The organism is Corynebacterium sp. KPL1818 (genome assembly GCF_000478135.1).
In the GTDB taxonomy this organism is placed as follows: Bacteria; Actinomycetota; Actinomycetes; order Mycobacteriales; family Mycobacteriaceae; genus Corynebacterium; species Corynebacterium accolens.
In genome coordinates this window covers 734,797-759,230 of sequence record NZ_KI515758.1, presented here as the reverse complement: position 1 = coordinate 759,230, position 24,434 = coordinate 734,797, and the positions used below count along the sequence as shown (strand labels likewise).

The following is a 24,434-nucleotide window of genomic DNA, read 5'->3' as shown; positions in this document are numbered from 1 at the left end:
CTGACCTGCACCGAATGAATGTTCACCGCCTACCGGGTACGAGCGTACGGTTAGGCCGCGCGGGCGATAGCGTCAGCTTCCTTGCCGCCTACCTCCCATGCGGAGAGGTGAAAAAGCACCACCTCGCCGGGGCTGTCGCGGTAGCTCGCGCGGCACTCGCGGTAGGCCGTGGAATGGCGGTGGAAATACACCTCTGGCACGGCAAACCCGCGGGGATCGAAGCCGGTGTGTATGGCGGCCAGGCGGGCCGCAACCCGCGCCACCACGCCGCTGCGCGGGCCAAAGAATTCGCCGGCTGCGATTTCGGCGTGCACGACGCTTGGCAAGAGATCGCGGAATGCCGGGCCGCTCCCCTGCGCAATCAGGCGCGCCAAGCCCTGCAAGCGCGCGCTATCGCCGCTGGGAATCCCGTTGCCGCCGGCGGCAACGTCGATGCGTGCAAGCACTTGCAGCGGCGCGCGGGCAAAGGAGCGGACGGTGGAATCTACCATCTCAGGGGCTACCACGGAATACGCGCTGACCGCGCCGGCGAGCGGCCCGCTTTCCACATCACCCGGGCTAGGATGCGGGGGGATGGAATGCCCATCCAAGGCCACGCTGGCGCGCGCCCCGCGCATCAAGGACTCCGCGGAGATGACCTCATACCTGCGCAGCCCGGCCGGCCTGCGGTGGGCGCGCGCGATGGCCGCCGCGGCCTTTTCCGCACCTTCTTTCACCCCCGGGAGGCGAAATAACGGGGATAACGGGTCATTTTCTGGCATATACATTAGGATAGCCCTAGACGCCCCGAGCCCCGAAGGCCCCTACCTTTGGCGTGGCACCGTAAAACCGCGCTGTATCTATTATCATTGGGGCCGTTACAAGGTTTAGATGAAAAACGAGGAGAATTAATCGTGAGCAACGATGGATTATTTACTGACGGCACCGATCAATTCGCACCAAAGGTTAATTCGATTCCTTTGAGCGATGTTGATGCATCGTCCTCCGAAACCTCCATCGGCAAGTTGGTCTCCAATGCCACCGAGCAGATGTCCCAGCTCGTGCGCTCTGAGGTAGAGCTGGCCAAGACGGAGCTGGCGCAGTCCGCAAAGAAGGGCGGCATCGGCGCCGGTTTCTTCGGTGCAGCGGGCACCATCGCGCTGTACAGCTCTTTCTTCTTTTTCATCTTCGTCGCTGAGCTCCTCGCGCTCTGGCTAGATCGCTGGGCCGCTTACTTGATCGTCTTCCTCGTGATGATCGTGGCAGCCGGCGCCCTCGCCCTGCTCGGTGTCAAGAACGTCAAGAAGGTCAAGGCGCCGCAGAAGACCATAGATTCCACCAAGGAACTCAAGAACCTGATTCCGGGCAAGGCGCAGAAGTCGCTGGACCGCAAGGACACTCACGGCCTGTATACCTAAACCGCACGCACTACTAGATCCGCCTCAGCCTTTCCTGGGGCGGATTTTCTGTACACATAGAAAGGCGCCTTGCCCTCCATGGCCTTAGCACCACTTCCCCCCTCCACGGTTGAGCTGGAAGGACCCTTTGCGCACGAGTTTGTCCACACCCGGGGCATCCGCCTGCACGTGGCCATAGCGGGCGATAGCGCCGATCCCCTCGTCGTTTTTATTCACGGCGCTTTTGGCGGTTGGTTCGATTTCCAGGAGGTCATAGGGCCCCTCGCCCAGTGCGGGTACCACGTCGCCGCGGTGGATATGCGCGGCTTTGGCATGTCCGATAAGCCGCCCATCGATCCCGGCCAAGATATCCGCACCTTGGTCGGGGATCTGGATGGCCTCATCCAGGCCTTGGGCCACGAGGATGCCTATATCGTCGGCGCCGATACCGGTGGCGCGGTAGCGTGGTGCCTGGCCGCCGAGCGCCCCAATCGCGTGCGCGGCTTGGTTTCGGTCTCGGCCGCGCACCCGGTTGATATCCGCCGCGCCATCGCCGCCCGCCCCTGGGATTTTGGGTGGATGATCCTGCGTTCCCTCCTCTGCCACCTGCCCAAGGTCACCCGCGCGAATACCCTGCTGCTCAGCCCCCGGGCCTACCGCAAGGAGCTCAGTTTGGATACGGGGCCCGCGCTTGCCGATGCCACCCTAGAGTCCATCCTTGCCCTGCGCCTGCGCGCCTCCCAGATTGGCAAGGTGCGCCGCGGGATCCTGTGGAATCACCGGATGCGCACCGCCGTGGTGCCCTTGAACTGGTCCGAATTAGCCGTCAAGCGCCCCGTCCTTTTCATCCACGCCCAACAGCGCCTTTGGAACCCCGTCATCCAGCGGGCGGCCCTGCGCGCCCGCGCGGGGTTTAGCGCCACCTCGATCCCAGGTGCCAAGAACCTGCCCTTCCTCGAGGCCCCTGAGGAGTTCGTCGACGAGCTGCGCCGCTGGCTCGACGCGTAGGGCGGATTGCCCTACGCGGATCTAATGCGAAAGCTAGTGCGCCACGCACTCGCCGGTTTCTACTGGGCGCTGCAATTGGGTGACATCCCCAATGTGGCCGATGACCTCGTCTGCGGTCAGCGCGTATCCGGTCTCAGAATCGTCTACTGAGGCGCCGAAGATAACGCCCAAGACCTCGCCCGCGGTATTGACCAGGGGGCCGCCGGAATTGCCCTGTTGGATATTGCCGCGCACCGTATAGGAATCGCGCTCTACCCGGCCTTGGGAGTAGATATCTGGCCCGGCGATGGTGATGCGATCGCGCACCCGGGCCATTTCCGCGTTAAAGGGCCCGGAGTGTGGAAAGCCCATGACCATGGCATCGTCGCCGGTCTGGGCCGGCTGCTGCGCCCACGGCAGGGGTTGGATGCCCAGGTCCGGCGCGTGCAAGACGGCGATATCGACCTCTGGGTTGTAGTAGACCACCGTGGCGTCCTTCAGGCCTAGCTTCGTATCCAACCTCACCGTTTGGGTGCCGGCCACCACGTGGGCATTGGTCACCACATAGTCATCGGCCACCACAAAACCGGAACCCAAGAGGCGGCGGGAGCACTCTTCGGCATCGCCAAGCACGTGAATGATGGATGGGCGAATGCTGCGCACCAGCTCCGGGTCCTGCACGTCTGGGGCCGGGTCCTCAACGTCCTCGCCGCTGATGGACTTCTCCCACGGCGAAACCAGGGGCGGAAGGCCCGATTCATTGAGCAACGCCGCCACGCCATTGGGAAGGGAAGCCAGGCGCGGCGGGGCGGCCGCGTTGAGGTTGCTCAGGATGCGGGAATCGCGCAGACCCTGCCCCGCGGAACCGCCCAGATTGGTGGCCACGGGGATGGAAATCATCCAGATGACAATGAGCGCGATGAAGGACTGAAAGACCGCGCCGAAGAGCGAATCTATTCGTTGGGTGCTGCGCGCCTTCATGCGATCGCGCACGCTGGTGCCCAAGGAAGAACCGATGATCTGCCCGATGCCCACCAGCAAAACCAGGATGCCCACGAGCAGGAGCAGGCGCAGCGAAGGCTCGTCTACTGTGCGCAATACGCTGGGGGCTACGGCGATGCCCACCACGAGGCCCGCGCCCACGCCGATGGCGGAGAGCACCGCGGCGAGCGCACCATTGCGCCAACCACTGAGCAATGCTGCTAACACGGCAAGCACAATCAGGCCGTCAACAATGAGCGCAGCAGTCATGGCTTTGGTTCTTTCTCTATCGAAATCTCGTGCGTCTCCCGGCGCCTCAAGCGCGCGGGCAATTAGGACATCTTCTCATTATTGCGGGACTTTTTGAGAGTGTCACGCAGGTCTATGACCGAATTGTTATCCCACGGTACGCTCCACCCAGAATGATCCAATAATGCTGCCAGCACCCCGGCAGTAAACCCCCAAATTACGTAGTCATTGGCATAAAACGCCGGGCCTTGCCACTGCTTAAATCCCACCAGCAGGCGGTTGCGGGGGTCAATGAGCTCCCTAATCGGGACGAAAAACACATCATCGGTCTCCGCCGGGCTTGCGGGATAGACCTCGCCCGGCTGCTTCCAATGGGCCAAAATCGGGCTGACCGGATTGCCCGTGGCGCGAATGTGCAGCTGCTCCCACTGCTCTAAGGGCATGACCGTATGGCGCTGCAGGTCGGTTTCCTCCCATGCCTCCCGTAGCGCGGTATCAACCAGCGACGTATCACCCGGATCCCGCCGGCCGCCCGGGAAGGCAATCTGGCCGGAGTGCGAGCGCATGGACGGCGAGCGGTGTGTGAGCAAAATTTCGCCATCCTCCACGCTGTTCCCGCTCAGCAGCATCAGTACAGCGGCTTCCCGCTTGATCGGTACTTCTTCCTCCGAGCCATTGAGCTGCGAGGCCTGCTGCTTACCAATGAGCTCTTGCACCTGACTCGTATCGACACCCAGCGCGGGTTTTATCCACTCGGGCGTGTATTCGGGCCACACTTTACTCATCCGGCAAGCGCCTCCTTGACCGTCTTTTCAATCTCGTCCGCAGAGGTAAACGGCTGGGCCGCCTGTTTGATCACTTCGCCATCGCGGAGGATCACGGTCACAGGAACCACGCCCGGCAGGCCCAGCGTGCCCGCGAAGCTATTATCCGGATCCTGGAAGCTCGGCAGGTCTACCCCCACGTCATTGAGGAACGCGGCCCCGTTGGCGGCGTTTTTATCCGCGTGCACTCCAATGACCTTCCAGTCCGGGTGGGACTCTGCCACCTCGTCCAAGTGGGGCAATTCCGCGCGGCATGGCTCGCACCACCACGCCCACACATTGGCGATGGTAATGCCCTCATCCGCCTTCTCCCCTTGACCTGCCTCATCGCCGCCCAGGCATTCCAGATCCACCCCGGCGATGGGCCCCGCGGGGCAATCTGGGCGCTCGGCTACGTCCTGGCCGCCCGCTGCGCCCGATTCCGATCCCGCGCTAGGGGCCTGCGCCGAATCGCCCGCGCCGGTGTCATCCCCGCGCAGCTGCATGATCCCCACTACCACGAGGACAGCGATGACAATGGCCGCAATGACGGTGCCGAAGACGTATTTTTTCATACCGCTAGCTTAATGCAGCCGGGCACAGATCCCGCACCACGCAATTCCCACACTCCGGGTTCCGGGCATGGCAGACGCGCCGGCCATGAAAAATGACGCGGTGGGAAAACATCGTCCACTCGGCCTCTGCAATGAGCTTGGCGATGTCCCTTTCTATCTTCACCGGCGTCTTCTCCCCCGTCAGCTCCAGGCGCTGCATCAGGCGACTAAAGTGCGTATCCACGGTAAGGCCGGGTACCCCGAAGGCATCGCCCAGCACCACCAGCGCCGTCTTGCGGCCCACCCCAGGCAGGGAGGTCAATTCCTTTACGGTCTGTGGAACCTCGCCGTCGAATTCAGAGACGAGGCGCTCGCCGATGCCCAGGAGGTGCCCCGCCTTCGCCCGCTGAAACCCCAACGGCCGCAGGATCGCCTCCAAATCTTCCCTCCTAGCCGCCGCATAATCGGCCGCGGTGGGATAGGTGCGAAACAGCTCAGGGGTTACCGAGTTCACGCGCGCGTCCGTGCACTGTGCGGAAAGCACCGTGGCCACCAAAAGCTGGAGGGGCGAATCAAAATCGAGCTCGCACCGCGCATCGGGGTGTTCATGCGCCAATCGTTCATTAATGACGGGCGCTCTCTTGCTCGGGGCCGCGGTGGCCGGCAGTGATGAACTCATGCCGCCAAGCTTAGTAGGATAGGAATACATGATTTCACTTGTTATTTTCGTTCCGCTTGGCATCGCCCTTTTTGCCCTCCTCATGGAAAAATTGGAAGCGATTGTCTTCGCGGATTAATAGAAAACGCGCAGGCTGTAACGCTAGGGGCGTAAGTGATCCCATTTCTGTTATGTGAACGAAACAAGGGGCAGTACCCAAAAGTGACGAACTGCACTGTAAAATGGGGTACGCTAAAAAATTGACCCCGCTTGTTCCGCATTAGCGTGCCTCCCTGGAGCCCGCAAAAGGATGTGGCCCAAGCACTTTAGTGACTTATCGCAGTCGACATCCAAGGAGTAAAACGTGGAAGGCGTACAGGACACCCTCTCCCGCGCCGGAATCTTCCAAGGCGTTGATCCCGTAGCAGTGCAGAATCTTCTCGAGCAGATGGAGACAGTGCGCTTCCCGCGCGGTACCACCATCTTCGATGAAGGCGAGCCCGGCGACCGTTTGTATATCATCACCTCCGGCAAGATTAAGCTCGCCCGCCACGCCCCGGATGGCCGCGAAAACCTCCTGACTGTGATGGGCCCTTCCGATATGTTCGGTGAGCTCTCCATCTTCGATCCGGGCCCGCGCACCTCGTCCGCCGTCTGTGTGACCGAGGTCCAGGCCGCCACCATGAACTCCGAGCTGCTGGATAAGTGGGTAAGTGATCACCCCGCCATCGCCCAGCAGCTGCTGCGCGTGCTGGCCCGCCGCCTGCGCCGCACCAACGCCAACCTTGCGGACCTCATCTTCACCGATGTGCCCGGCCGCGTTGCCAAGACCCTGCTGCAACTGGCTAACCGCTTCGGCGTCCAGGAAGGCAGCGCGCTGCGCGTCAACCACGATCTCACCCAGGAAGAGATTGCCCAGCTGGTCGGCGCTTCCCGCGAGACCGTCAACAAGGCCCTGGCTACCTTCGCCCACCGCGGCTGGATTCGCCTCGAGGGCAAGTCCGTGCTCATCGTCGATACCGAGCACCTCGCCCGCCGCGCGCGCTAAACCAAAAAATTCCCTCCATCCTCCGTGCATAGCACCGAAGGTGGAGGGAATAAGCGTTTTAAGCCGGCAAGCTGCCGCGCAGCGTTTTAGTTGTCCGTACCGGTACCGGTGCCGTCGAGGTACTTCAACGCGGTGCGCGTGGACTGCTCTGCGGCATGGCGCAGCACCGGATCCACATCGTCATACATTTCATTGACCAGGGTGGTCAGATCCACGTCATCGCCCAGCCGGGAGCGGATTTCCCGGATCTGATCCAGGCGGTAGTGGCGGCGGTCAATGTACTTGCGCGCCACCTGCGAGGTATCCTCCAAATCCGGACCGTGGCCCGGGAAGAGCGGAACATCCTTGCCGCGAGATTCCAGCACGTCCAAGGCGTGCAGGTAATCGGCCAAATCGCCGTCGGTTTCAGAAAGCAAAACGGTGTGGCGCCCCGCGATGGTATCGCCGGTGATAATGCCTTCTAGCCGGGAATTTTCTACCTCCCCGCTCCACACGAAGAAGGACGTGGAGTCCGCGGTGTGGCCCGGCGTGTGCAGGACCTCCAGCTGCGGGGTGATGCCTTCCAAAGTCAGGATTTCACCCTTCTGCAACGCCTCCGCGCCATTGCAATAGCTGGGATCGAAGGCGCGGATGGGCGCGCCAGTCATCTGCCGGAGCCGCTGCGCGCCCGAAGCGTGATCATCGTGGCGGTGGGTAAGCAGAATTAAAGCCACCTCACCAGCATGACGATGCACAACGTTGAGGTGGCCTTCATCCTCCGGCCCCGGATCTACGACGATCGACCGGGAGTCTTCAGCGGCACTAATAATCCAGGTATTCGTGCCCTCGAGGGCGGTATAGCTGGGATTATCACAAAGAACTACGCCAACGGATTGGCTTACGGGACGCAATTGACTATATGCGGGGTGCTCCATGCCTACCAGCCTATCCGATCACTCAGCGATCTCTACGATCAATTCGATCTCCACCGGGGCATTCTTTGGCAAGGCCGCAACGCCGACTGCAGAACGAGCGTGCGTGCCAGCTTCGCCGAATACCTCCCCGATGAAATCCGATGCCCCGTTGACCACCGCGGGCTGATCTTCGTAGCCAGGATCCGAGGCTACGAAGCCGACGATCTTGATCACGCGGGAGATATTGTCCAGCCCGATCTCTGCATCGACAGCGGCCAAGGCATTGAGCACGGCGGTGCGGGCCTGTTCTTGGGCCTGTTCCGTGGTGACCTCAGCGCCCACCTTGCCGGTCACCGGCAAGGAGCCATCCACCAGCGGAAGCTGGCCAGAAGTCCATACCTGATTGCCCACGCGCAGCGCTGGCACATAAGAAGCCAGCGGCTTAGCGACGCCCGGCAGTTCCACCCCTAGCTCTTTCAAGCGAGCGGAAAAGCTCATTTACTCTGCCACCTCGCGCTTGAAGTAGGCCACCACGTTCTCTGGGTTCGGGCCAGGGGTGATGGAGACCAATTCCCATCCATCTTCGCCCCAAGAGTCAAGGATCTGCTTGGTGGCGTGGGTCAGTACTGGTGCGGTTGCGTATTCCCATTTAGTCATGGGTTTCATTCTAGCGATTTAATACGACTTATGCCGCCCCTATTCCGGAGCGTCACCGCTGGCGGGCGGGCAAATACCCCTCTGACCGCCTTAAATACCGACGAGTTCGCCGCCCTTAGCCAGGTAATTGGCCCAGTCAGTGATGTGGGGGTTCTTGCGCAGCAGCGCGCGGCGCTGGCGCTCGGTCAACCCGCCCCACACGCCAAATTCCACGCGGTTATCAAGGGCATCCGCCCGGCATTCCGTTAATACCGGGCAGTGGCGGCAAATAACGGCGGCTTTGCGCTGTTCAGCGCCGCGCACGAATAATGCGTCTGGGTCCTCATTGCGGCACTTTGCTTGAGTGACCCACTCACCACGCTCGGGATTTCGTGCTGTATTGGACATTCCCGCAGTCTTCACTCGAACGGTCATGGGTGAGTGTTCTCCTTCCCAGACGGAATACTATGTACCGAGGCCTGAGTCTATTCACTAGAACGCAAGATTGTCTACGAGGTCACACTTTAGGGGGTGCAGGTCACCTTCCCCATTGCCAGGCAGACCACGTAGGGTATTGGGGGTGACTGTCTTCAAATCTTTGTCCAAGATAGCCCTGTCCACGGTCTTGGTAGCCGCGCTCATCGCGCTCGCGCTCGCCCCCTTTGCGGGCATTTCCGGCGTGGCGATCGCCCGCACCAACCAGACCATGCAATCGGACCTGCAAGATCTAACAGCGGGCAATATCCCCGGCGTCACCACGGTGCAAGACGCCTCGGGCAAAGATATGGCCTATGTCTATAGCCAACGCCGCCACCCCGTAAGTGGCGATGAGATTTCGGACGCGATGAAAAACGCCATCGTCTCCATTGAGGATGAGCGCTTCTACGAGCACGGCGGCGTCGATCTCCAAGGCAATTTCCGAGCCTTGTGGACCAACCTCACCTCCGGCGGGGTCTCCCAGGGTGCTTCCACCATTGACCAGCAGTACGTCAAGAACTACCTCCTGCTCGTCTCCGCGCAAACCGATGAAGAACGGGCCGCGGCGACCGAGCAGTCCGCAACCCGCAAGCTACGCGAAATGCGCATGGCAACGCAGATGAATGAGGAATTGGATAAGAAGGAAATCCTCACCAATTACCTCAACCTGGTCTCCTTTGGTAACCATGCCTACGGCGTGGAGGCCGCCGCGCGGACCTACTTTGATAGCCACGCCGCAGACCTCACAGTGCCGCAGGCGGCGATGCTCGCGGGCATGGTGCAGTCCTCGGAGCGCCTCAATCCTTTTACCAATGAGGAAGAGGTGCTTGACCGCCGCAACGTCGTGCTCCAATCCATGGTGGATAACGGCTATCTGGAGCAGGCGGATGCGGATGAGTATAAGGGGGAGGAATTGGGCGTCGGCAAGCAGCCCAATACCCTAGACAATGGCTGCATCGGCGCAGGTGATCGCGGCTTTTTCTGCGACTTTGTGCTGCAGTACCTCGAGGAAAAGGGCATTGACCAAGACCAGCTCGCCCACGGTGGATATACCGTAAAGACCACGCTGGACCCGCAGGTGCAGGATACGGCGCTATCCGCGGTGCAATCGCATACCAACCCGGATGCCCAAGGCGTGGCCGAGGTCATGGACGTTATCGAGCCGGGCACGTCGGACCGCAAGGTCTTGGCCATGGTCTCCTCCCGCGCGTACGGGCTGGACCAGGACAATAATGAGACCCTCCTGCCCCAGCCCAACTCCTTGGTGGGCAATGGTGCCGGTTCTGTCTTTAAGACCTTTACCGCCGCGGCTGCCATCGAGGCTGGCTACGGCATTAAGAATACGGTTGATGTGCCCACCCGCTACGAGGCCGAAGGCCTTGGCCACGGCGGCGCCGATAACTGCCCCGCCAACCGCTACTGCGTGGAGAACGCGGGCAATTATAAGGCCACAATGTCGCTGCAAGAGGCGCTGGCGCACTCGCCCAATACGCCGTTTATCAAGCTCACCGAGCAGGTTGGCGTGGCGCCCATCGTGGATATGGCGGTGCGCCTTGGCCTGCGCTCCTACGGCGACAAGGGCACCTTTGATAAGGACACCTCCATTGCCCAGCGCACGAAGGACGCCAATTCCGGTTCCTTTACCCTGGGCCCCACCCCGGTCAATCCGCTGGAGCTATCCAATGTGGGTGCCACCATTGCCTCCAATGGCCGGTGGTGCGAGCCCAACCCCATTGACAAGGTCCTGGATAAAAACGGCAACGAGGTCTACCTCAAGGAAACCCCGTGCGAGCAGGCAGTAGACCAAGACGTGGCCCACGCCCTGTCCAATGCGCTGTCTGAAGATGCCACGCAGGGCACCGCCAAGGACGCCGCCCAGGCCGCCGGGTTTAGCTCCCCCATCGCCGCCAAGACCGGTACCACCGAGTCCAACCAATCCTCTGCATTTTTGGGATTCAACGACGGGCTCGCCGCCGCTCCTTATATTTATAATGACGGCACCGATACCCAGCCGCTGTGTACCTCGCCCGTGCGCCAGTGCACCGGCGCCGGCAACCTCTTTGGTGGCTTGGAGCCCGCGCAGACATTTTTCACCATGGCTTCGCAGCTGCCGCGGGCTACCCAGAGCGGGCTGCCCAACTACAATAAGAAATACGATGACGGCACCACCGGGGATAAGCTGCTCGATAGCGTGCGCGGGCAAAGCGAGTCCCAAGCCCGCAGCGCCCTTGAGGCCCGGGGCTACGTGGTAAAGACCTCGCGCGTCGTCGGCGGGGACGTCCCCTACGGCCGCGTGGTGCGCGCGATTACCGGCAAGGACGGCAAGAAGGAAGGCGCGGAGATTACGCTGCAGCTTTCCGATGGCTCCCCTGCCACCCAATCCCCCTCCAGCGGCGTCGGCAGTGCGAATGCCACCGGCGCACAAAATAACACCGGCAGCGCGAACACTACCGGTGTAAGCAACGAGGGAGGACATGGTGCCGGCGATTTCAACCTCAGTCCTGAGGACTTTGGAATCCGCCAAGAAGATATCGATAACTTCCGCAACGATATCCGCAACCTCCTCGGCCGCTAAAGCTTAATTAAGCTGGCCTTTAACCTCTGCGGAAAGGCGCTTGCCGTCGGCTTGGCCGGCGGCTTTTGCGTTGGCCACCTTCATGACCGCACCCATCTGCTTCATGGTGGGTGCTTCGCCGTTTTCCTTTTCTACCTCAGCAATTGCCTCTTCTACCAAGGCCTTAAGCTCCGCGTCATCGAGCTGGCGCGGCTGGTAGGCCTCGAAGAAGGGGACATCGACAAGCTCAGCCTCTGCCAATTCCGGGCGGCCGTTTTCTTCATAGACCTCCGCGGACTCGCGGCGCTTTTTAATCTCGCGCGCGATGACCTTGAGGATGTCTTCATCCTCCAGCTCGTGGCGGGAGCCGGTAGTTTCCTCGGCCTGGATTGCCGCGAGCAGCGCGCGAATGGCGCTGGTGCGCTGCTTTTCCTTGGCCTTCATCGACGTTTTCAGATCTGCTCGGATCGTATCTTTTAGCTCGCTCATGCCTTTCAATATACGTCCATTTAAGGCAGGTAGTGTAGAAGCTGTGAAACTTCAACGGATTCTTGGCGGCGTCACCGCCGGCCTAGGTGTTGCTGCTTGGGGCTTTAGCGAGCTCACGAAATTCGAGCTCAAGGAATACACTCTTCCACTCCTGCCCAAAGGCACCCTGCGCGGCGAAAAAGAGTTCCGCCTGCTGCATATTTCTGACCTGCACATGATCCCGGGCCAGCAGACCAAGATCGATTGGGTCTCCGCCCTCGATGCGCTGGATCCAGACCTCGTGGTCAATACCGGCGATAATCTTTCCGATAAACAGGCCGTGCCCGATACCCTGCGCGCGCTCGGCCCGCTGCTTGCCCGGCCCGGCGTCTTCGTATTCGGCACCAATGATTATTGGGCGCCCCGCCCGGTCAACCCCTTCAAGTACCTGCTGGGTAAAAAGCGCGAGCCCTCCTACGTTGACCTGCCCTGGCGCGGCATGCGCGCGGCCTTCGTGGAGCACGGCTGGTACGACGGCAACCAAGCCCGCCACGAGTTCAAGGTGGGCAATGTCCGCCTCGCCGTAGCTGGTGTGGACGATCCACACCACGACTTGGACGATTATTCCGAAATCGCCGGCCCGCCCCATGAGGATGCCGATCTCTCGCTCGCGCTCCTCCACGCCCCCGAGCCGCGCGTGCTCGAAAAATTCGCCGCCGATGGGTACCAGCTTTCCCTTTCCGGCCATACCCACGGCGGGCAGGTGTGCCTGCCTGGGTCGCGCGCCATCGTGACCAACTGTGGCATCGACCGCCCGCGCGCACAGGGCCTGCACGATTTCGGCCCGATGAAGATGCACGTCTCCAATGGCCTGGGCACCTCCAAATTCGCCCCTGTGCGTTTATTCTGCCGCCCCTCAGCCACCCTGCTGCGGATCACTGAGGTGGATTAGACCTGCCGTTTTGCCGATCTCATTCACCGTGCGTTAAAGTATCTCAGTACTGCTTTTAAGCAGTGACCGGGATATGGCGCAGGTTGGTAGCGCGCTTCGTTCGGGACGAAGAGGTCGCAGGTTCAAATCCTGTTATCCCGACAGTAGCCCGCAGGAAACTGCGGGCTTTTTCGGGTTAAATAGCAAAAAGTGTGTCTGGGTTTCAGCGCAAGCCTTGGCTAGCTTGTCTAAATAGGAGCTGAATAAACTGTTGTGGCTTATTCGGTCCTGCTGTTTGTTCAATCCACCGGAATGGCACCTGCATGTGGCATGCGGTGAGTTTGTTGAATTTTCCGATGCCCACTAACCGACCACGATACCCTATTTGTGCAGGACACATGAAGAAAATGGCACAATACTCAAAGGTGGGATGAACATAACATTGGCTTCTGCGTTCACCGACCTTGATACCCAGACCTGATGAATGTAGGGACGGGATAAGATCCCCCCCCCTGTTTGGGGTTCCTTTCTTTCGATATTCTAGACACCCGAGCCAGAACCACAAGCTCAGAGCGCACACAGCCTCAAGCAAGTGCACCGCTGTCACACTTTATGAGAAAATGGACAGCAGCCCGACGGAGACAACCAACGGGAAACCCAACCGGATTTAAACTGGACGGGTTGAACACAGAAAGGACGCAGCATGAGCAACACGCTTCACAAGAACGCGGCTGATTGCGGGAAGATGCTGGCATTTTCGGACTCTGCAGGTCGCGTAACCCACGTTGCGAAAGAAGACATGAACCAAGATATCGAGCTTCTTTACTCGAACCCCGATGCCCTTCGCGTATTCCGAGATAGCTTGGAAGATTACGCAGACGGCCGATTTGTGGATTTTGAATTCTAACTGACCAGCAAGAAGAAATGCCACGCTTCAAGATCCAGTTTGCTCTATCCGCCGCAGAAGACCTTAAGAAAGCGCTAGCCAAGTATCCCGACAAGAGGAAAAAGGTCAAGAAAGCAATTGGGTTCTTAGAAGACCCAGGCCCTTCATACCCAGGCCTTAACACGCATACCATGAAGGGTAAGATGGCCAATAATGGTGAGACCATCTATATCTCTTATGTAGAGAATCACACTCCCCAAGCATGGAGGATTTACTGGTGCTACTGGGGACCTGACAATATTAGAGTTCTGTACGTTGGCCCCCATGAATGAAGCATAACCACCGACAAAATCTTCAAACCCACCTTCGTCTGTGAAGGCGGGTTTCTTCTTCAGGCTGAAGTCTCCTAGGTTTTATTCCGTTTGAGTAGATGACAAAATCTGGAACACTTCAAACTGCGTTTCCCAACGGAACCGACTACGGAAACCGATGGTGCAGGTGGGCGGGTGGTTTCGCAAAAGACCCTTCGCCTAGCATTCCAGGGCCACCGTTTCTTAGGCCAGCATTCCGGTAAAGAATGCGATGGCAACGAGGAAGATGGAAAATACCCATGCGATGGGGAAGGCTATCTTGAGGTACTTGCCCATCTGGCCGTCCGCCAGTCCCAACGCCAACCACAGCGCTGGCGAAAATGGGGAGACGAAGGTTCCCACCACGTTGCCGATGATAAGTGCGCTCGCAGCGCCCATACCGCTGACGCCGAAGGACTCCACCGTGCCCTGGACAATGGGCAGTACCGAGAAGTAATACGCATCCGTGGAGGTCAACAGATCCAGCGGAACCCCAAAGAATCCCACGATGACGTGCAAATACGGCGCCACGCTTTCCGGCAGGATATTCACCAGGCTCAGCGCGATTTCTTCTAGCATCTTGGTCTCATTGAGCACGCCCAAGAACATCGCGGCCGCGATGATCACTCCGGCCATGGACAAGGCGTTGGGGGCGTGACGCCGCAAGGCGTCGCCCTGCTCCATCGCGCCGTCAAAGTTGACCACCAAGGCAATGGTGGTAGCAATGAGGAATGCGGGCGCTGGTGGCAACAAGCCCGAAAGCAGGGCGGCGAGCACGGCCAAGGCGACGACGATATTCGCGATGGTCACCCACCGGGCTTTCCGGTACCTGAACCCAAGTTTCTGCTGTTCTTCGGCCTGCTTGGCGGAAAAATCATCCGCCAACGAATTCACGTCCACTGAAATGGCGCCCTTAATCTCGCCGCTTTCCTGCAGCTTGGCCAAGCGGCGCTTTTCGCGCCACCCCAATAGGGCGGCGATGGCGAAGATGAGGACCACCGCCACACCCTGGATGGGCAATAGGTGCAGCCAGATATCGTTGGGGTCTTGCTCAACCACCGCACCGGCGCGCCCCAGCGGCCCGCCCCACGGGACCATATTCATCACTGAAGCGGCCAGGGCCACGATGGTAATCAGGGCGTAGCGCGACATGTGCAGCGCCCGGTACAGCGGCAGCAATGCGGGAATCGTAATAAGGAAGGTCGTGGAACCGGAACCATCGAGGTGCGCCACGATACCGATGGCGGCCGTGCCTATGGTCACGGCCATGACATTGCCGCGGGTCGCCTTGATGAGGCTGCGGATCGCCGGGGTAAAAAGCCCCACGTCCTGCAGGATGCCAAAGAAAATGATGGCGAAGATGAACATCACCACGACGTTGATGACAGAGCTTAAGCCTTCGCCAAAGAAATCCGCGATATCTTCTATGCCGAAGCCGGCCATCACAGCGCCGATGACGGGTACCAAGGTCATGGGAATGATGGGATTAACGCGGCCGCGGATGAGGATGCCCACCGTTACAAAGATGATGGCCAATCCCATCAGGGTCAGCCCGAGGGAGGTCTGCATTGCGCTCCTTTAAATGTCACTGGCGCCCGCGCGGCGCACGCCATTAGCCAAAAGACGTATGGCTAATGTTAAACACTACTGTGTGGTAGCGCACATTTCTGCCCATAACCGCATAAAACAACCCCACCTCACCGTGGATATATAGCTTTGGGTAAAAACGGGAAACGACGCGGCGCCCCTACAGCACCGCGTCGTCCCTATTCCCTATCACTCACAACGGCGCAAGCCGCTCGCCTACCCCCTAAGTAGGCGGTGTGAGCACTAGTAAGAATAACACTTATCGTATTCCAGCCATAGCGCTGGCAAATATTGCCAGCTTTATACAAGCTTTTGTCTATTTAAGTATAAATTTTCATACTTTAGCGCCGGATTTTTGAATCTTTTTGACAGGAACGAGCCATTTCACTGCACTCAGGCCCACCAGAGTGATAGCACCCAAGACGCCAAGGCCCGTCCACAGCACCACGGCCTCCCCATCGTTGCCAGCCACGGTCACGGCGGCCGTCGTCCAGTTCAGCGGCAAAAGGTTGGCCACTACCTGCCATACCTTGTCCACCCCGGCGATGGCCGCGGATTTCCACAGCCAGCCCACCAACGCGGTCTGTCCAATTCCAAAGAGCGCGGCAAGGATGGATCCCACGGTTAAGCCACACAGTTCGAGCAAGCCGCGCACGATAAGCGCTGAGGACAAGGCACCCAAGAACAGCGCCCCGCCGGCGGCCACGGCGGCGATGGGGGTAAGGCCGATGGATAGGACGTAAAGCAGGATCTCCCCGATGGCCACCGCTGCCAGCGATCCGCCGAGGACCATCAACCACGGGCGGAATCCCAGTTTCCACGCCACCCCGGCGGCGGATCCGGCCAGCAGGACGAGCGCGGAAATGAGCATGGCGATGACCGGGCTCAGCTGGCGCGCATCCTCGCCCGCCGCCACGTGCGCGGGAGGCAACGAGCGCTGCACCTCGCCCAGGTTCGATTGGTTTTGTTCTGCCATGCCGGTGAGCTTGCCGGCGCCATCGTCAAGCTTGCCCACCCCATCGAGCGCCTCATCCACGCGGCTATTAAGCTCCGCGATGGACTGGTTGAGCTGCTGCGCGCCAGCCACGGCCTGGTTGATGCCATCGTGGTAGGCATAGCCATTTACCGCCAGCTGATTGGAGAGATCGCGCGAGCCATCCTTCAACTTCTTCAGCTCCCCGGTCAGGGATTCATCGAGGCGGGAGTTTTCCACCTGCTTGCGCAGATCCCCCAGTTGCGAGCGCACTTGCTTCGCTTCCTTGGAATCATTTCCCTCCAAATCGCGCACCGTGCCATCGATGGCCTCCAGGATTTGGCCTTGGACGGCTCCCAGGCCCACGACCTGGTCGACGGCCCCGCCAACGGTATTGGCCAGCTCCGTCGCCCCTCCGCCGAGGGTATTGGTCCCCGATTGCAGCTGGTTCAGCCCCGCCACCAGCTCTTGCGAACCGTCGGCGAGCTTGTCGACGCCCTCTCCTAGCTCCCCCGCGCCCTTATCCAACTCGCTGGTGCCTTTGTTCAATCGGTCCGCGCCAGATTTCAAGATGCTGGCCTGCGCTTGGGCGCGGCTGGCTGCCTCGGCAGCTTCCTTGAGCTCTGGCGATGCCGAATTCGCCTGCGGTGCGCCATAAGGCTGCGCGGCGCTCGACCACGCGTGCGCCGGTTCCCACTGCGACCAGGTCGCCACTGCGGTACCAACGATAAGCGGCACGGCGAGCAATACGAGCAATAAGAGCGTGCGCCACCGCGAGGAACTCGCGGACGCAGTAGACGCGGTCGAGGCAAGGCTTTTGGTCATGCTAGTAACCTATCGCTGCAGGTCATTCCCTTTCTGCAGGCGCGCCGATCCCCGCGCATAACAAAGAGAATCTACTATTAAGACATGCCTATCCCCCGAAAATCCGTTCTCTCCCGCACGCTAGCCTGCGCGGCCGCGTTTCCGCTGAGCATGGCACTGGTGTCCTGCGCCGATGATGCCGATAACTCCGCCAGCCCTAGCGAGCCCCAATTTTCCGATGCCGTGGCGCAGTCCAGCTCCAGTTCCAGCTCGAGCTCCAGCGCTACGAGCTCCGCGGAGCCAACGACGGCTACTACATCCGATGCCCCAGCAACCTCGCCCGCACAGACGCACGCGCAGCAGCCCACCCCGCAAGAGGTCACGGTCACCACTACTGCCAAGCAAGCAAAGGGCGATTGCTCACCAGCATCCTTTGCTCCCCTAGCCCCCGATATGAGCAATATTGTGGTGCTCGATTGCGATGGCACTTGGGCACACTTTGGTCAAAACCAAACAGATTGGCTCGTATGGGCCCACTTTGTCGATGGCGCATGGACGGTCATCCGCCCGATTGGCCAAGCCACCTCGGGGATGAGCGAGCCGTGCTATGACGTGGATAAATGGCTTAACCAGGGCGCGCCTCAATTCGTTGCAGACGATATGCGCCGCTGCAACTAGTCCAGCGTAAAAAACCACAAAAGCCGCCTTCGGCCAACTGCCCCAGTTCACAGCAGATAGTCGAAGGCGGCCTGTGTCTTATGCCTCTAAGAAGCAGTACAACCGCAGCGGCGGGCTACTTCTTTTCAGCGAAGACCTCGCGCACGCGCTGACCCAAGTCCGGGTGGACGTTGGTCCAGTACTGGTACACGCGCTCTTCGGTTTCTTCGGAGACGCCGGCCATCGCGTTGGTGATATTGGTGACCAGGCGCTCCTTGGCGGCGTCGTCGTAGACGTTTTCGTACAGGTCGCGAGCTTGGACGAAGTCATCGTCTTCCGCGTGGCGCACGTACGGCGCGCGGACCAAGTCCTGGCCGTGAGGATCCGGGTTCACGTAGAGGTCCGCCGCAGTGGTGGTCTCGAGGTCCTCGCGGTTGTTTACGGAGGCATCGTCAAGCACGCCCGCGCCCTTTGCATGACGGTTGGGCGAGTACACCGGATCCTCTGGAGCATTGTAGAAATACTGCATTGGGCCCTCGTGCTCGTAGGTATTGACCTTCTCCGCATTGCGCGGCTGGTTGACCGGCAGCTGCTTGTAGTTCGGCCCGATGCGGTAGCGCTGCTGGTCAGCATAGGCAAAGACGCGGGCCTGCAGCATCTTATCCGGGGACAGGCCAACGCCCGGCACGATATTGGAGGGATCGAGTGCAACCTGCTCAATCTGGGCAAAGAAGTTGCGCGGGTTGCGGTTGAGCTCAAAGTAGCCCACATCGTGCAGCGGGTAGTCCTTCTTGGACCAGACCTTGGTCAGATCGAAGGGGTTGAAGCGGTAGTCTTCAGCCTCAGCAAGCGGCATGATCTGCACCTTGACGTCCCAGATGGGGTAGTTGCCCTCTTCAATGGCGTTGTAGAGGTCCGCGCGATGGCTATCCGGGTTCTTACCGGCTTCCACGGTGGCCTCTTCATCGGTGAAGTTCTCTACGCCCTGGCGGGAGATGAAGTGGTACTTGACCCAGAAGGCCTCGCCGTCTTCGTTGACCCATTGGAAGGTGTGGGAACCGTAGCCATTTTGGTGGCGGGTGGTCTTCGGGGTGCCGCGGTCACCCATCAGGTAGGTCACCTGGTGAGCGGATTCCGGGTTGCGGGTCCAGAAATCCCACTGCATATCGGCATCGCGCAGGCCATTAGCACCCAGGCGCTTTTGGGAGTGGATGAAGTCCGGGAACTTCATGCCATCGCGCAGGAAGAATACCGGGGTGTTATTGCCCACAATGTCGAAGTTGCCGTCTTCGGTGTAGAAGCGCAGGGCAAAGCCGTGCACGTCGCGCCAGGTATCCGGGGAGCCCTGCTCGCCGGCGACGGTGGAAAAACGGCCCATCATTGGGGTGACGGTGCCCTTTTGGAAGACCTTGGCCTTGGTGTAGGCGGACACATCTTCGGTGATGTGCAGCTCACCGAAGGCGCCGTGGCCCTTGGCATGCGGGGTACGCTCAGGCACGCGCTCGCGGTTGAAGTGGGCGAGCTTTTCAATGAGGTGAATATCGTTGAGCGCAACCGGGCCCTGGGGGCCGGCGTTCACGGACGTGTTCTCGGACGGCACGGGCTGGCCGGACGGACGGGTCGTGATGCCCTTACCTGCGGGACGCTGTCCCTTGTTCAGGATGTCATCAGCAGTGGAATTAGTCATGGTATGTCTTTGCCTCCTGGCAATCAGTCGATAATTTGGGGTCAATTATCAATCACGGACAACCCATAGCTTACTACGTTTAACGGCGCTGCGCTACCTTGCCCACGCACGTGTTGCTTGCCGGTGCCCCAACCACCGCAACCTTGGATAAGAAATCCAGGAGCTACTGGTAGATTCATTCAGGTGACACACCACTCCGCAGCAGACGACGCCCGCGTCACCGAGCTCGCCCTCCGGGCTGGGCGCGGCGACCGAGCAGCGCTTACGGAGTTCATCAAGGCCACCCAGGATGACGTCTGGCGCCTGCTCGCCCACCTGGGCGGCCCCGAAATCGCCGACGACCTCACCCAAGAGACCTACCTGCGCGTCATCGGCGCCTTGCCGCGCTTTGCCGCCCGCTCTTCCGCGCGCACCTGGTTGCTCTCGCTGGCCCGGCGCGTCTGGGTGGATAATATCCGCCACGACATGGCCCGGCCCCGCAAGTCCGCCACACAATACGAGGACGCCATGAGCTCCGCCGCGGAAAACTCCGGTTCCTGGAGCGATTGGATAGATGCCCGGGCGCTTATCGATGCCCTGCCAGCCGACCGCCGCGAAGCCCTCATCCTCACCCAGGTGCTGGGCTATACCTATGAGGAAGCGGCCAAGATTGCCGGGGTACGCGTTGGCACCATTCGCTCCCGCGTGGCGCGCGCCCGCAAGGACCTCATCGAGGGCGCAAATTAATACCCCCGAATGTTCGACCACCTAGACGCATACTTTCGCCGCAATACTTATCAAAGTGCAGGTACTTAGGGCAGCGCAGCGGGCGCATGCGGCCTGAGGGCGGGGTAGAAAAATACTAAAGTGACGCGATTTCAGCTGTGAAGTGACGGGTGAAATGTGATTCTATTAGATACACACACGTGATAAATCGACCGTCGATCCGGGCCCGCGCGTTCCCAAAGCCGGGCCCGGCGAGTGTGAGTAAGAGAGTTTCTCCCCTCATGATTAAACGCGCAATCGGAATTTCCATGGCGTTTATTGGCGTCGTGGTGGGCGCAGGCTTTGCCTCGGGCCAAGAAGCCATGCAGTACTTCGTAGCTTTCGGTGAATGGGGCCTGTGGGGCATCGCCCTCGCCGCCGCCCTCATGATGGTCACCGGCGTGTCCATCCTGCAGCTGGGCTCCTATTTCCAAGCGGTGGAACACACTGCCGTCTATAACAAGATCGCTTCACCAGTCACCGCCAAGATCTTGGACTGGTCCACGCTTATTACGCTGTTTTCCATCGGCTTCGTCATGTTCGCCGGTGGTGGCTCCAATATCAACCAGCAATTCCCCAGCATCCCCGTGTGGGTCGGCGGCACCGTCATGCTGATCCTCGTGCTGCTGGTGGGCCTTATGGATGTGGACCGCGTCACCCGCGTCATCGGTACCATCACCCCGTTCATCATCGTCTTCGTGGTACTGGCCACCGGCTACACCATCCTTACGGCCGATGTGGACTTCGCATCCCTGAATACCTGGGCCATCGATAACGTCAATACCTCGCTGCCTAACTGGTGGCTCTCCGCCCTGAACTACACCGGCCTGAACGTCATGACGGCCGTGTCCATGTCCATCGTCATCGGCGGTAACTTCCTAGATAACCGCGCCGTGGGCATCGGTGGCCTCATCGGTGGTTTCCTTTACCTCATCCTGCTGGCTCTGCTCGTCTTCGCCCTCTTCTTCGAGGCTAAGGACGTCAACGGCGAGGACATGCCGGTGCTGAAGCTGATTACCGGCATCCACCCGGTTCTCGGCATCTTGATGACCTTCGTCATCTACGGCATGGTCTTTAACACGGCCATCGGTATGTTCTACGCGCTGGGCAAGCGCCTGACCCGCAATAACCCGAAGCGCTTCTACCCCGTATACGCCGCATCCTGCATCATTGGCTTCATCCTGTCCTTCATCGGCTTCCAGTCCCTGGTCAGCAACGTCTACCCCATCCTGGGTTACCTCGGTTTGCTGATGATTGTCGTGATGGTTTATAACCGCATTAAAAACCGCGGCATGCTTGCCGATGAATCCGATCGCCGCATGCGTGCCCACGATCTCGTCGCCCGCAAGCTCGACCCTCGCGAGCGCTTTACCAAGAAGAATGAGCGCGAGCTGCGCATGCTAGCCGCAGCATCCAATATGGGGACGCAGGAATTTATCGATCACCTCGCCGAGGATATCCACGAGGAGCTCGAAGATGACGATGAAATCGACTATGACCGCGAGGCACCCGCGCCTTCCGTCACCTACGTCCAGCACACGAAGCCGGAAGTACCTTCCGTTGATAGTGACTTGGACTTTGGCAAGAAAGACGAAGACTAAGGCTTAAGCGCCACTAAATACAATTCGGCTCCTCCTTCCCGCGGTGGGAAGCGAGGAGCCGATTTTTCATATTGCAAAGCGCCGGGCAAGGCTTCGCAGCTCTGCCCGGCGCGGTGGTGCTTTGCGGCTATACCAAAAGTTCTGCGATCTGAATGGTATTAAGCGCAGCGCCCTTGCGCAGGTTATCGCCGGAGACGACGAGGACGAGGCCCTTGTTGTCATCTACGGTCTGATCCTGGCGGATGCGCCCGACCAAGGAATCGTCCTTGCCGGCGGCGGCGAGGGGGGTGGGGACATCGGCAAGCGTCACGCCTGGGGCATCGCCCAGAAGCTCGGTGGCCTGCTCCGGGGTGATGGGCTTGTCGAACTCCGCGTGGATGGTCAGGGTGTGGCCGGTAAAGACGGGGATGCGCACACAGGTGCCGGCGACCTTGAGGTCCGGCAGGCCGAGAATCTTGCGGGATTCGTTGCGCAACTTCTGCTCTTCGTTGGTCTCGTTGCTGCCGTCATCGACGAGGCTGCCGGCAAAGGGCAGGGCGTTATAAGCGATGGGTGCGACGAAAGGCCCCAAGTCCTCATCATCGAGGCCGGAACCATCGTGGACCAGGTTTACGTTGTGATCGCCCACGCTGTAGACCTGCGCGGCGAGTGTCTGCACGCCCGCCAGGCCGGATCCGGATACCGCCTGGTAGGACGATACGTGCAGCTTATTGAGGCCGGCGGTATCGTGCAGGACCTTCAGCACCGGCATGGCGGCCATGGTGGTGCAGTTCGGGTTGGCGATGATGCCCTTCGGCGGGTTCTTGGCCTCCTCAGGGTTTACCTCCGATACCACGAGCGGGACCTCTGGGTCCTTGCGGTAGGCCGAAGAATTATCCACCACGGTAGCGCCCGCGGCGGCGAAGACCGGGGCCCACTTCTCAGAGGTGGACCCGCCCGCGGAAAATACCGCGATATCGACATCGGCCACGGATTCTTCGGTGACCTCGGCCAAGTCCTCCACTTCGATCTGCTCGCCGCGGAATTCCAGCTCGGTTCCTGCGGAGCGGGCGGAGGCGAAAAAGCGCACCTTATCCGCCGGGAAATTGCGTTCTTCCAAAATGGAGCGCATCACGCGGCCGACCTGGCCGGTGGCGCCGACGACTGCAACGGTAGTCATTGTCTTCCCCTTGATTTGTTCTGGTTTAGCGTCCGGTTCCAGCATAGACGGTGGCTTCTTCCTCGCCGCCGAGCTGGAATTTATCGTGCAGGGCGCGCGCCGCCTTTTCTAGGTCCGCCTCGCGCGTCAGCATGGAGATGCGGATTTCGGAGGTGGAAATAAGCTCCATATTCACTCCCACATCGCGCAGGGCCTCGGTAAAGTCCGCCGTCACGCCTGGGTGGGACTTCATGCCGGCGCCGACGAGGGAGACCTTGCCCACCTGGTCATCGTAAAGCACATTGGACCAGCCGCCCTCGGACTGCAGCTTGCTCAATAGCTCCATCGCGCGGGGGCCATCGGCGCGCGGGCAGGTGAAGGTGATGTCGGTGGTGCCGTCCTCCAAGGAGGAGACGTTTTGCAGCACCATGTCGATATTGATCTCCGCATCGGCGATGACGCGGAAAAGCTTCGCGGCCTCGCCCGGGCGATCTGGGATGCCCAGCACGGTTACCTTCGCCTCGGATTTATCAGTTGCTACACCAGTAAGTACTGCTTCTTCCACGGGGATATCCTCCATCGAGCCGGTCACCAACGTGCCGGGGTCATTTGAATAAGACGAGCGAACTCGCAACGGAACATTGAAAGCGCGGGCGTATTCCACGCTGCGCAGGACCAGAATCTTGGATCCTACGGCGGCCATTTCCAGCATCTCTTCAAAAGAGAGCTTTTCTAGCTTTTGCGCATCCGGAACAATGCGCGGATCGGCGGTATAGACGCCATCGACATCGGAGTAGATTTCGCACACATCCGCCTTCAGCGCCGCGGCCAGGGCGACCGCAGTGGTATCGGACCCGCCGCGGCCCAGGGTGGTCACATCGCGCGAGTCCTTATTCACACCCTGGAATCCGGCGACGATGCAGATCTGTCCCTCCTCTAGGGCCTCGGTCAGGCGGCCTGGGGTGACGTCAACGATGCGCGCATTGCCGTGGCGCTCGGTGGTGAGCACGCCCGCCTGGGAGCCGGTAAAGGACTGGGCCTTCGCACCCAGGGACTCCACCGCCATGGCCACGAGCGCATTGGAGATGCGCTCGCCCGCGGTAAGGAGCATATCCATTTCGCGCTGCGGGGGAACGGGATTGACTTGCGCTGCAAGGTCAAGAAGCTCATCGGTGGTATCCCCCATAGCGGAGCACACCACGACGACATCATTGCCCTGCTTTTTAGTGGCCACAATCCGCTCCGCTACCGCGCGGATGCGATCTGCGGATTCGAGGGAGGAGCCGCCGTATTTTTGAACGATCAGGGCCACGGTGTGGTTGCCACCTTTCGTTTTAAAAGGCACTCCTGGGCGCAGGCACGCCACAGAAATACCTGTCGGACACTAGTCAA

At 60.2% G+C, this 24,434-nt stretch carries 24 protein-coding genes and 1 tRNA gene; 10 read left to right on the top strand and 15 right to left on the bottom strand.

What is annotated here, in order from left to right:
• Positions 1-50: 50 nt before the first annotated feature.
• Complete coding sequence (locus HMPREF1261_RS03510; RefSeq protein ID WP_023029999.1) at positions 51-767, bottom strand: hypothetical protein; 717 nt, start codon at positions 765-767, stop codon at positions 51-53.
• 126 nt (positions 768-893) lie between these two features.
• On the opposite strand from HMPREF1261_RS03510, the gene HMPREF1261_RS03505 reads away from it, so the two are divergent.
• A complete protein-coding gene (locus HMPREF1261_RS03505; protein ID WP_005276502.1) occupies positions 894-1,397 on the top strand; it encodes a phage holin family protein in 504 nt (167 codons plus the stop codon).
• A gap of 78 nt (positions 1,398-1,475) precedes the next feature.
• Positions 1,476-2,384 carry an alpha/beta fold hydrolase gene (locus tag HMPREF1261_RS03500; protein WP_005276501.1) on the top strand — a complete coding sequence of 303 codons (909 nt, stop codon included), beginning with the start codon at positions 1,476-1,478 and terminating at the stop codon, positions 2,382-2,384.
• A 33-nt stretch (positions 2,385-2,417) separates the two neighbouring features.
• Here HMPREF1261_RS03500 and HMPREF1261_RS03495 read toward each other — a convergent pair whose 3' ends face one another.
• The 4 genes from HMPREF1261_RS03495 to nth all read right to left on the bottom strand — a co-directional run bounded on the left by HMPREF1261_RS03495 (position 2,418) and on the right by nth (position 5,629).
• Complete coding sequence (locus HMPREF1261_RS03495) at positions 2,418-3,614, bottom strand: MarP family serine protease (RefSeq protein WP_023029998.1); 1,197 nt, start codon at positions 3,612-3,614, stop codon at positions 2,418-2,420.
• Between the two features lie 62 nt (positions 3,615-3,676).
• Complete coding sequence (locus HMPREF1261_RS03490; protein WP_023029997.1) at positions 3,677-4,378, bottom strand: CoA pyrophosphatase; 702 nt, start codon at positions 4,376-4,378, stop codon at positions 3,677-3,679.
• Positions 4,375-4,971, bottom strand: coding sequence for a TlpA disulfide reductase family protein (locus tag HMPREF1261_RS03485; RefSeq protein ID WP_023029996.1), 597 nt, complete (start codon positions 4,969-4,971; stop codon positions 4,375-4,377). The genes HMPREF1261_RS03490 and HMPREF1261_RS03485 overlap by 4 nt, the downstream gene beginning before the upstream one ends.
• A gap of 4 nt (positions 4,972-4,975) precedes the next feature.
• Complete coding sequence (gene nth / locus HMPREF1261_RS03480) at positions 4,976-5,629, bottom strand: endonuclease III (RefSeq protein ID WP_034657885.1); 654 nt, start codon at positions 5,627-5,629, stop codon at positions 4,976-4,978.
• Positions 5,630-5,972: 343 nt separating this feature from the next.
• Between nth and glxR the strand changes: the two genes are divergently transcribed.
• Positions 5,973-6,656 carry a CRP-like cAMP-activated global transcriptional regulator GlxR gene (glxR, locus tag HMPREF1261_RS03475; protein WP_005276495.1) on the top strand — a complete coding sequence of 228 codons (684 nt, stop codon included), beginning with the start codon at positions 5,973-5,975 and terminating at the stop codon, positions 6,654-6,656.
• Between the two features lie 86 nt (positions 6,657-6,742).
• Here glxR and HMPREF1261_RS03470 read toward each other — a convergent pair whose 3' ends face one another.
• The 4 genes from HMPREF1261_RS03470 to HMPREF1261_RS03460 all read right to left on the bottom strand — a co-directional run bounded on the left by HMPREF1261_RS03470 (position 6,743) and on the right by HMPREF1261_RS03460 (position 8,620).
• Complete coding sequence (locus HMPREF1261_RS03470) at positions 6,743-7,570, bottom strand: MBL fold metallo-hydrolase (protein ID WP_005280882.1); 828 nt, start codon at positions 7,568-7,570, stop codon at positions 6,743-6,745.
• Between the two features lie 18 nt (positions 7,571-7,588).
• Positions 7,589-8,047: a RidA family protein gene (locus HMPREF1261_RS03465; RefSeq protein WP_005280879.1), complete on the bottom strand. Its 459-nt coding sequence runs from the start codon at positions 8,045-8,047 to the stop codon at positions 7,589-7,591.
• Positions 8,048-8,206 carry a DUF4177 domain-containing protein gene (locus HMPREF1261_RS12715; protein ID WP_126318073.1) on the bottom strand — a complete coding sequence of 53 codons (159 nt, stop codon included), beginning with the start codon at positions 8,204-8,206 and terminating at the stop codon, positions 8,048-8,050.
• Between the two features lie 90 nt (positions 8,207-8,296).
• A complete protein-coding gene (locus tag HMPREF1261_RS03460; RefSeq protein ID WP_005276491.1) occupies positions 8,297-8,620 on the bottom strand; it encodes a WhiB family transcriptional regulator in 324 nt (107 codons plus the stop codon).
• A gap of 145 nt (positions 8,621-8,765) precedes the next feature.
• Between HMPREF1261_RS03460 and HMPREF1261_RS03455 the strand changes: the two genes are divergently transcribed.
• Entirely contained in the window at positions 8,766-11,237 is a 2,472-nt protein-coding gene (locus HMPREF1261_RS03455; RefSeq protein WP_023016584.1) for a transglycosylase domain-containing protein, read from the top strand.
• A gap of 3 nt (positions 11,238-11,240) precedes the next feature.
• Here HMPREF1261_RS03455 and HMPREF1261_RS03450 read toward each other — a convergent pair whose 3' ends face one another.
• On the bottom strand, positions 11,241-11,705 hold the full coding sequence (locus tag HMPREF1261_RS03450) for a GatB/YqeY domain-containing protein (RefSeq protein WP_005276488.1): 465 nt from the start codon (positions 11,703-11,705) through the stop codon (positions 11,241-11,243).
• Between the two features lie 43 nt (positions 11,706-11,748).
• On the opposite strand from HMPREF1261_RS03450, the gene HMPREF1261_RS03445 reads away from it, so the two are divergent.
• The 3 genes from HMPREF1261_RS03445 (at position 11,749) to HMPREF1261_RS03435 (ending at position 13,522) form a co-directional block, all read left to right on the top strand.
• Positions 11,749-12,636: a metallophosphoesterase gene (locus tag HMPREF1261_RS03445; RefSeq protein ID WP_023029994.1), complete on the top strand. Its 888-nt coding sequence runs from the start codon at positions 11,749-11,751 to the stop codon at positions 12,634-12,636.
• Positions 12,637-12,703: 67 nt separating this feature from the next.
• Positions 12,704-12,777 (top strand) — tRNA-Pro (locus HMPREF1261_RS03440).
• A gap of 541 nt (positions 12,778-13,318) precedes the next feature.
• Positions 13,319-13,522 (top strand): hypothetical protein, encoded by a 204-nt coding sequence (locus HMPREF1261_RS03435; RefSeq protein ID WP_005280867.1) that lies wholly within the window; start codon positions 13,319-13,321, stop codon positions 13,520-13,522.
• A gap of 533 nt (positions 13,523-14,055) precedes the next feature.
• On the opposite strand, the gene HMPREF1261_RS03425 is transcribed toward HMPREF1261_RS03435, so the two are convergent.
• Complete coding sequence (locus tag HMPREF1261_RS03425; protein ID WP_023029992.1) at positions 14,056-15,420, bottom strand: CitMHS family transporter; 1,365 nt, start codon at positions 15,418-15,420, stop codon at positions 14,056-14,058.
• A gap of 352 nt (positions 15,421-15,772) precedes the next feature.
• Positions 15,773-17,236, bottom strand: a complete 1,464-nt coding sequence (locus tag HMPREF1261_RS03420) for a hypothetical protein (protein ID WP_023029991.1) — start codon at positions 17,234-17,236, stop codon at positions 15,773-15,775.
• A gap of 84 nt (positions 17,237-17,320) precedes the next feature.
• On the opposite strand from HMPREF1261_RS03420, the gene HMPREF1261_RS03415 reads away from it, so the two are divergent.
• A complete protein-coding gene (locus HMPREF1261_RS03415) occupies positions 17,321-17,893 on the top strand; it encodes a hypothetical protein (RefSeq protein WP_023029990.1) in 573 nt (190 codons plus the stop codon).
• A 115-nt stretch (positions 17,894-18,008) separates the two neighbouring features.
• On the opposite strand, the gene HMPREF1261_RS03410 is transcribed toward HMPREF1261_RS03415, so the two are convergent.
• Entirely contained in the window at positions 18,009-19,559 is a 1,551-nt protein-coding gene (locus HMPREF1261_RS03410; RefSeq protein WP_023029989.1) for a catalase, read from the bottom strand.
• A 183-nt stretch (positions 19,560-19,742) separates the two neighbouring features.
• On the opposite strand from HMPREF1261_RS03410, the gene HMPREF1261_RS03405 reads away from it, so the two are divergent.
• Complete coding sequence (locus tag HMPREF1261_RS03405) at positions 19,743-20,285, top strand: RNA polymerase sigma factor (protein ID WP_005276476.1); 543 nt, start codon at positions 19,743-19,745, stop codon at positions 20,283-20,285.
• Between the two features lie 260 nt (positions 20,286-20,545).
• On the top strand, positions 20,546-21,904 hold the full coding sequence (locus HMPREF1261_RS03400) for a membrane protein (protein WP_034657883.1): 1,359 nt from the start codon (positions 20,546-20,548) through the stop codon (positions 21,902-21,904).
• A gap of 127 nt (positions 21,905-22,031) precedes the next feature.
• Here HMPREF1261_RS03400 and HMPREF1261_RS03395 read toward each other — a convergent pair whose 3' ends face one another.
• Both HMPREF1261_RS03395 and HMPREF1261_RS03390 read right to left on the bottom strand, forming a co-directional pair.
• Positions 22,032-23,063, bottom strand: coding sequence for an aspartate-semialdehyde dehydrogenase (locus tag HMPREF1261_RS03395; RefSeq protein WP_034657882.1), 1,032 nt, complete (start codon positions 23,061-23,063; stop codon positions 22,032-22,034).
• Positions 23,064-23,088: 25 nt separating this feature from the next.
• A complete protein-coding gene (locus HMPREF1261_RS03390; protein WP_023029986.1) occupies positions 23,089-24,354 on the bottom strand; it encodes an aspartate kinase in 1,266 nt (421 codons plus the stop codon).
• Between the last annotated feature and the right edge of the window lie 80 nt (positions 24,355-24,434).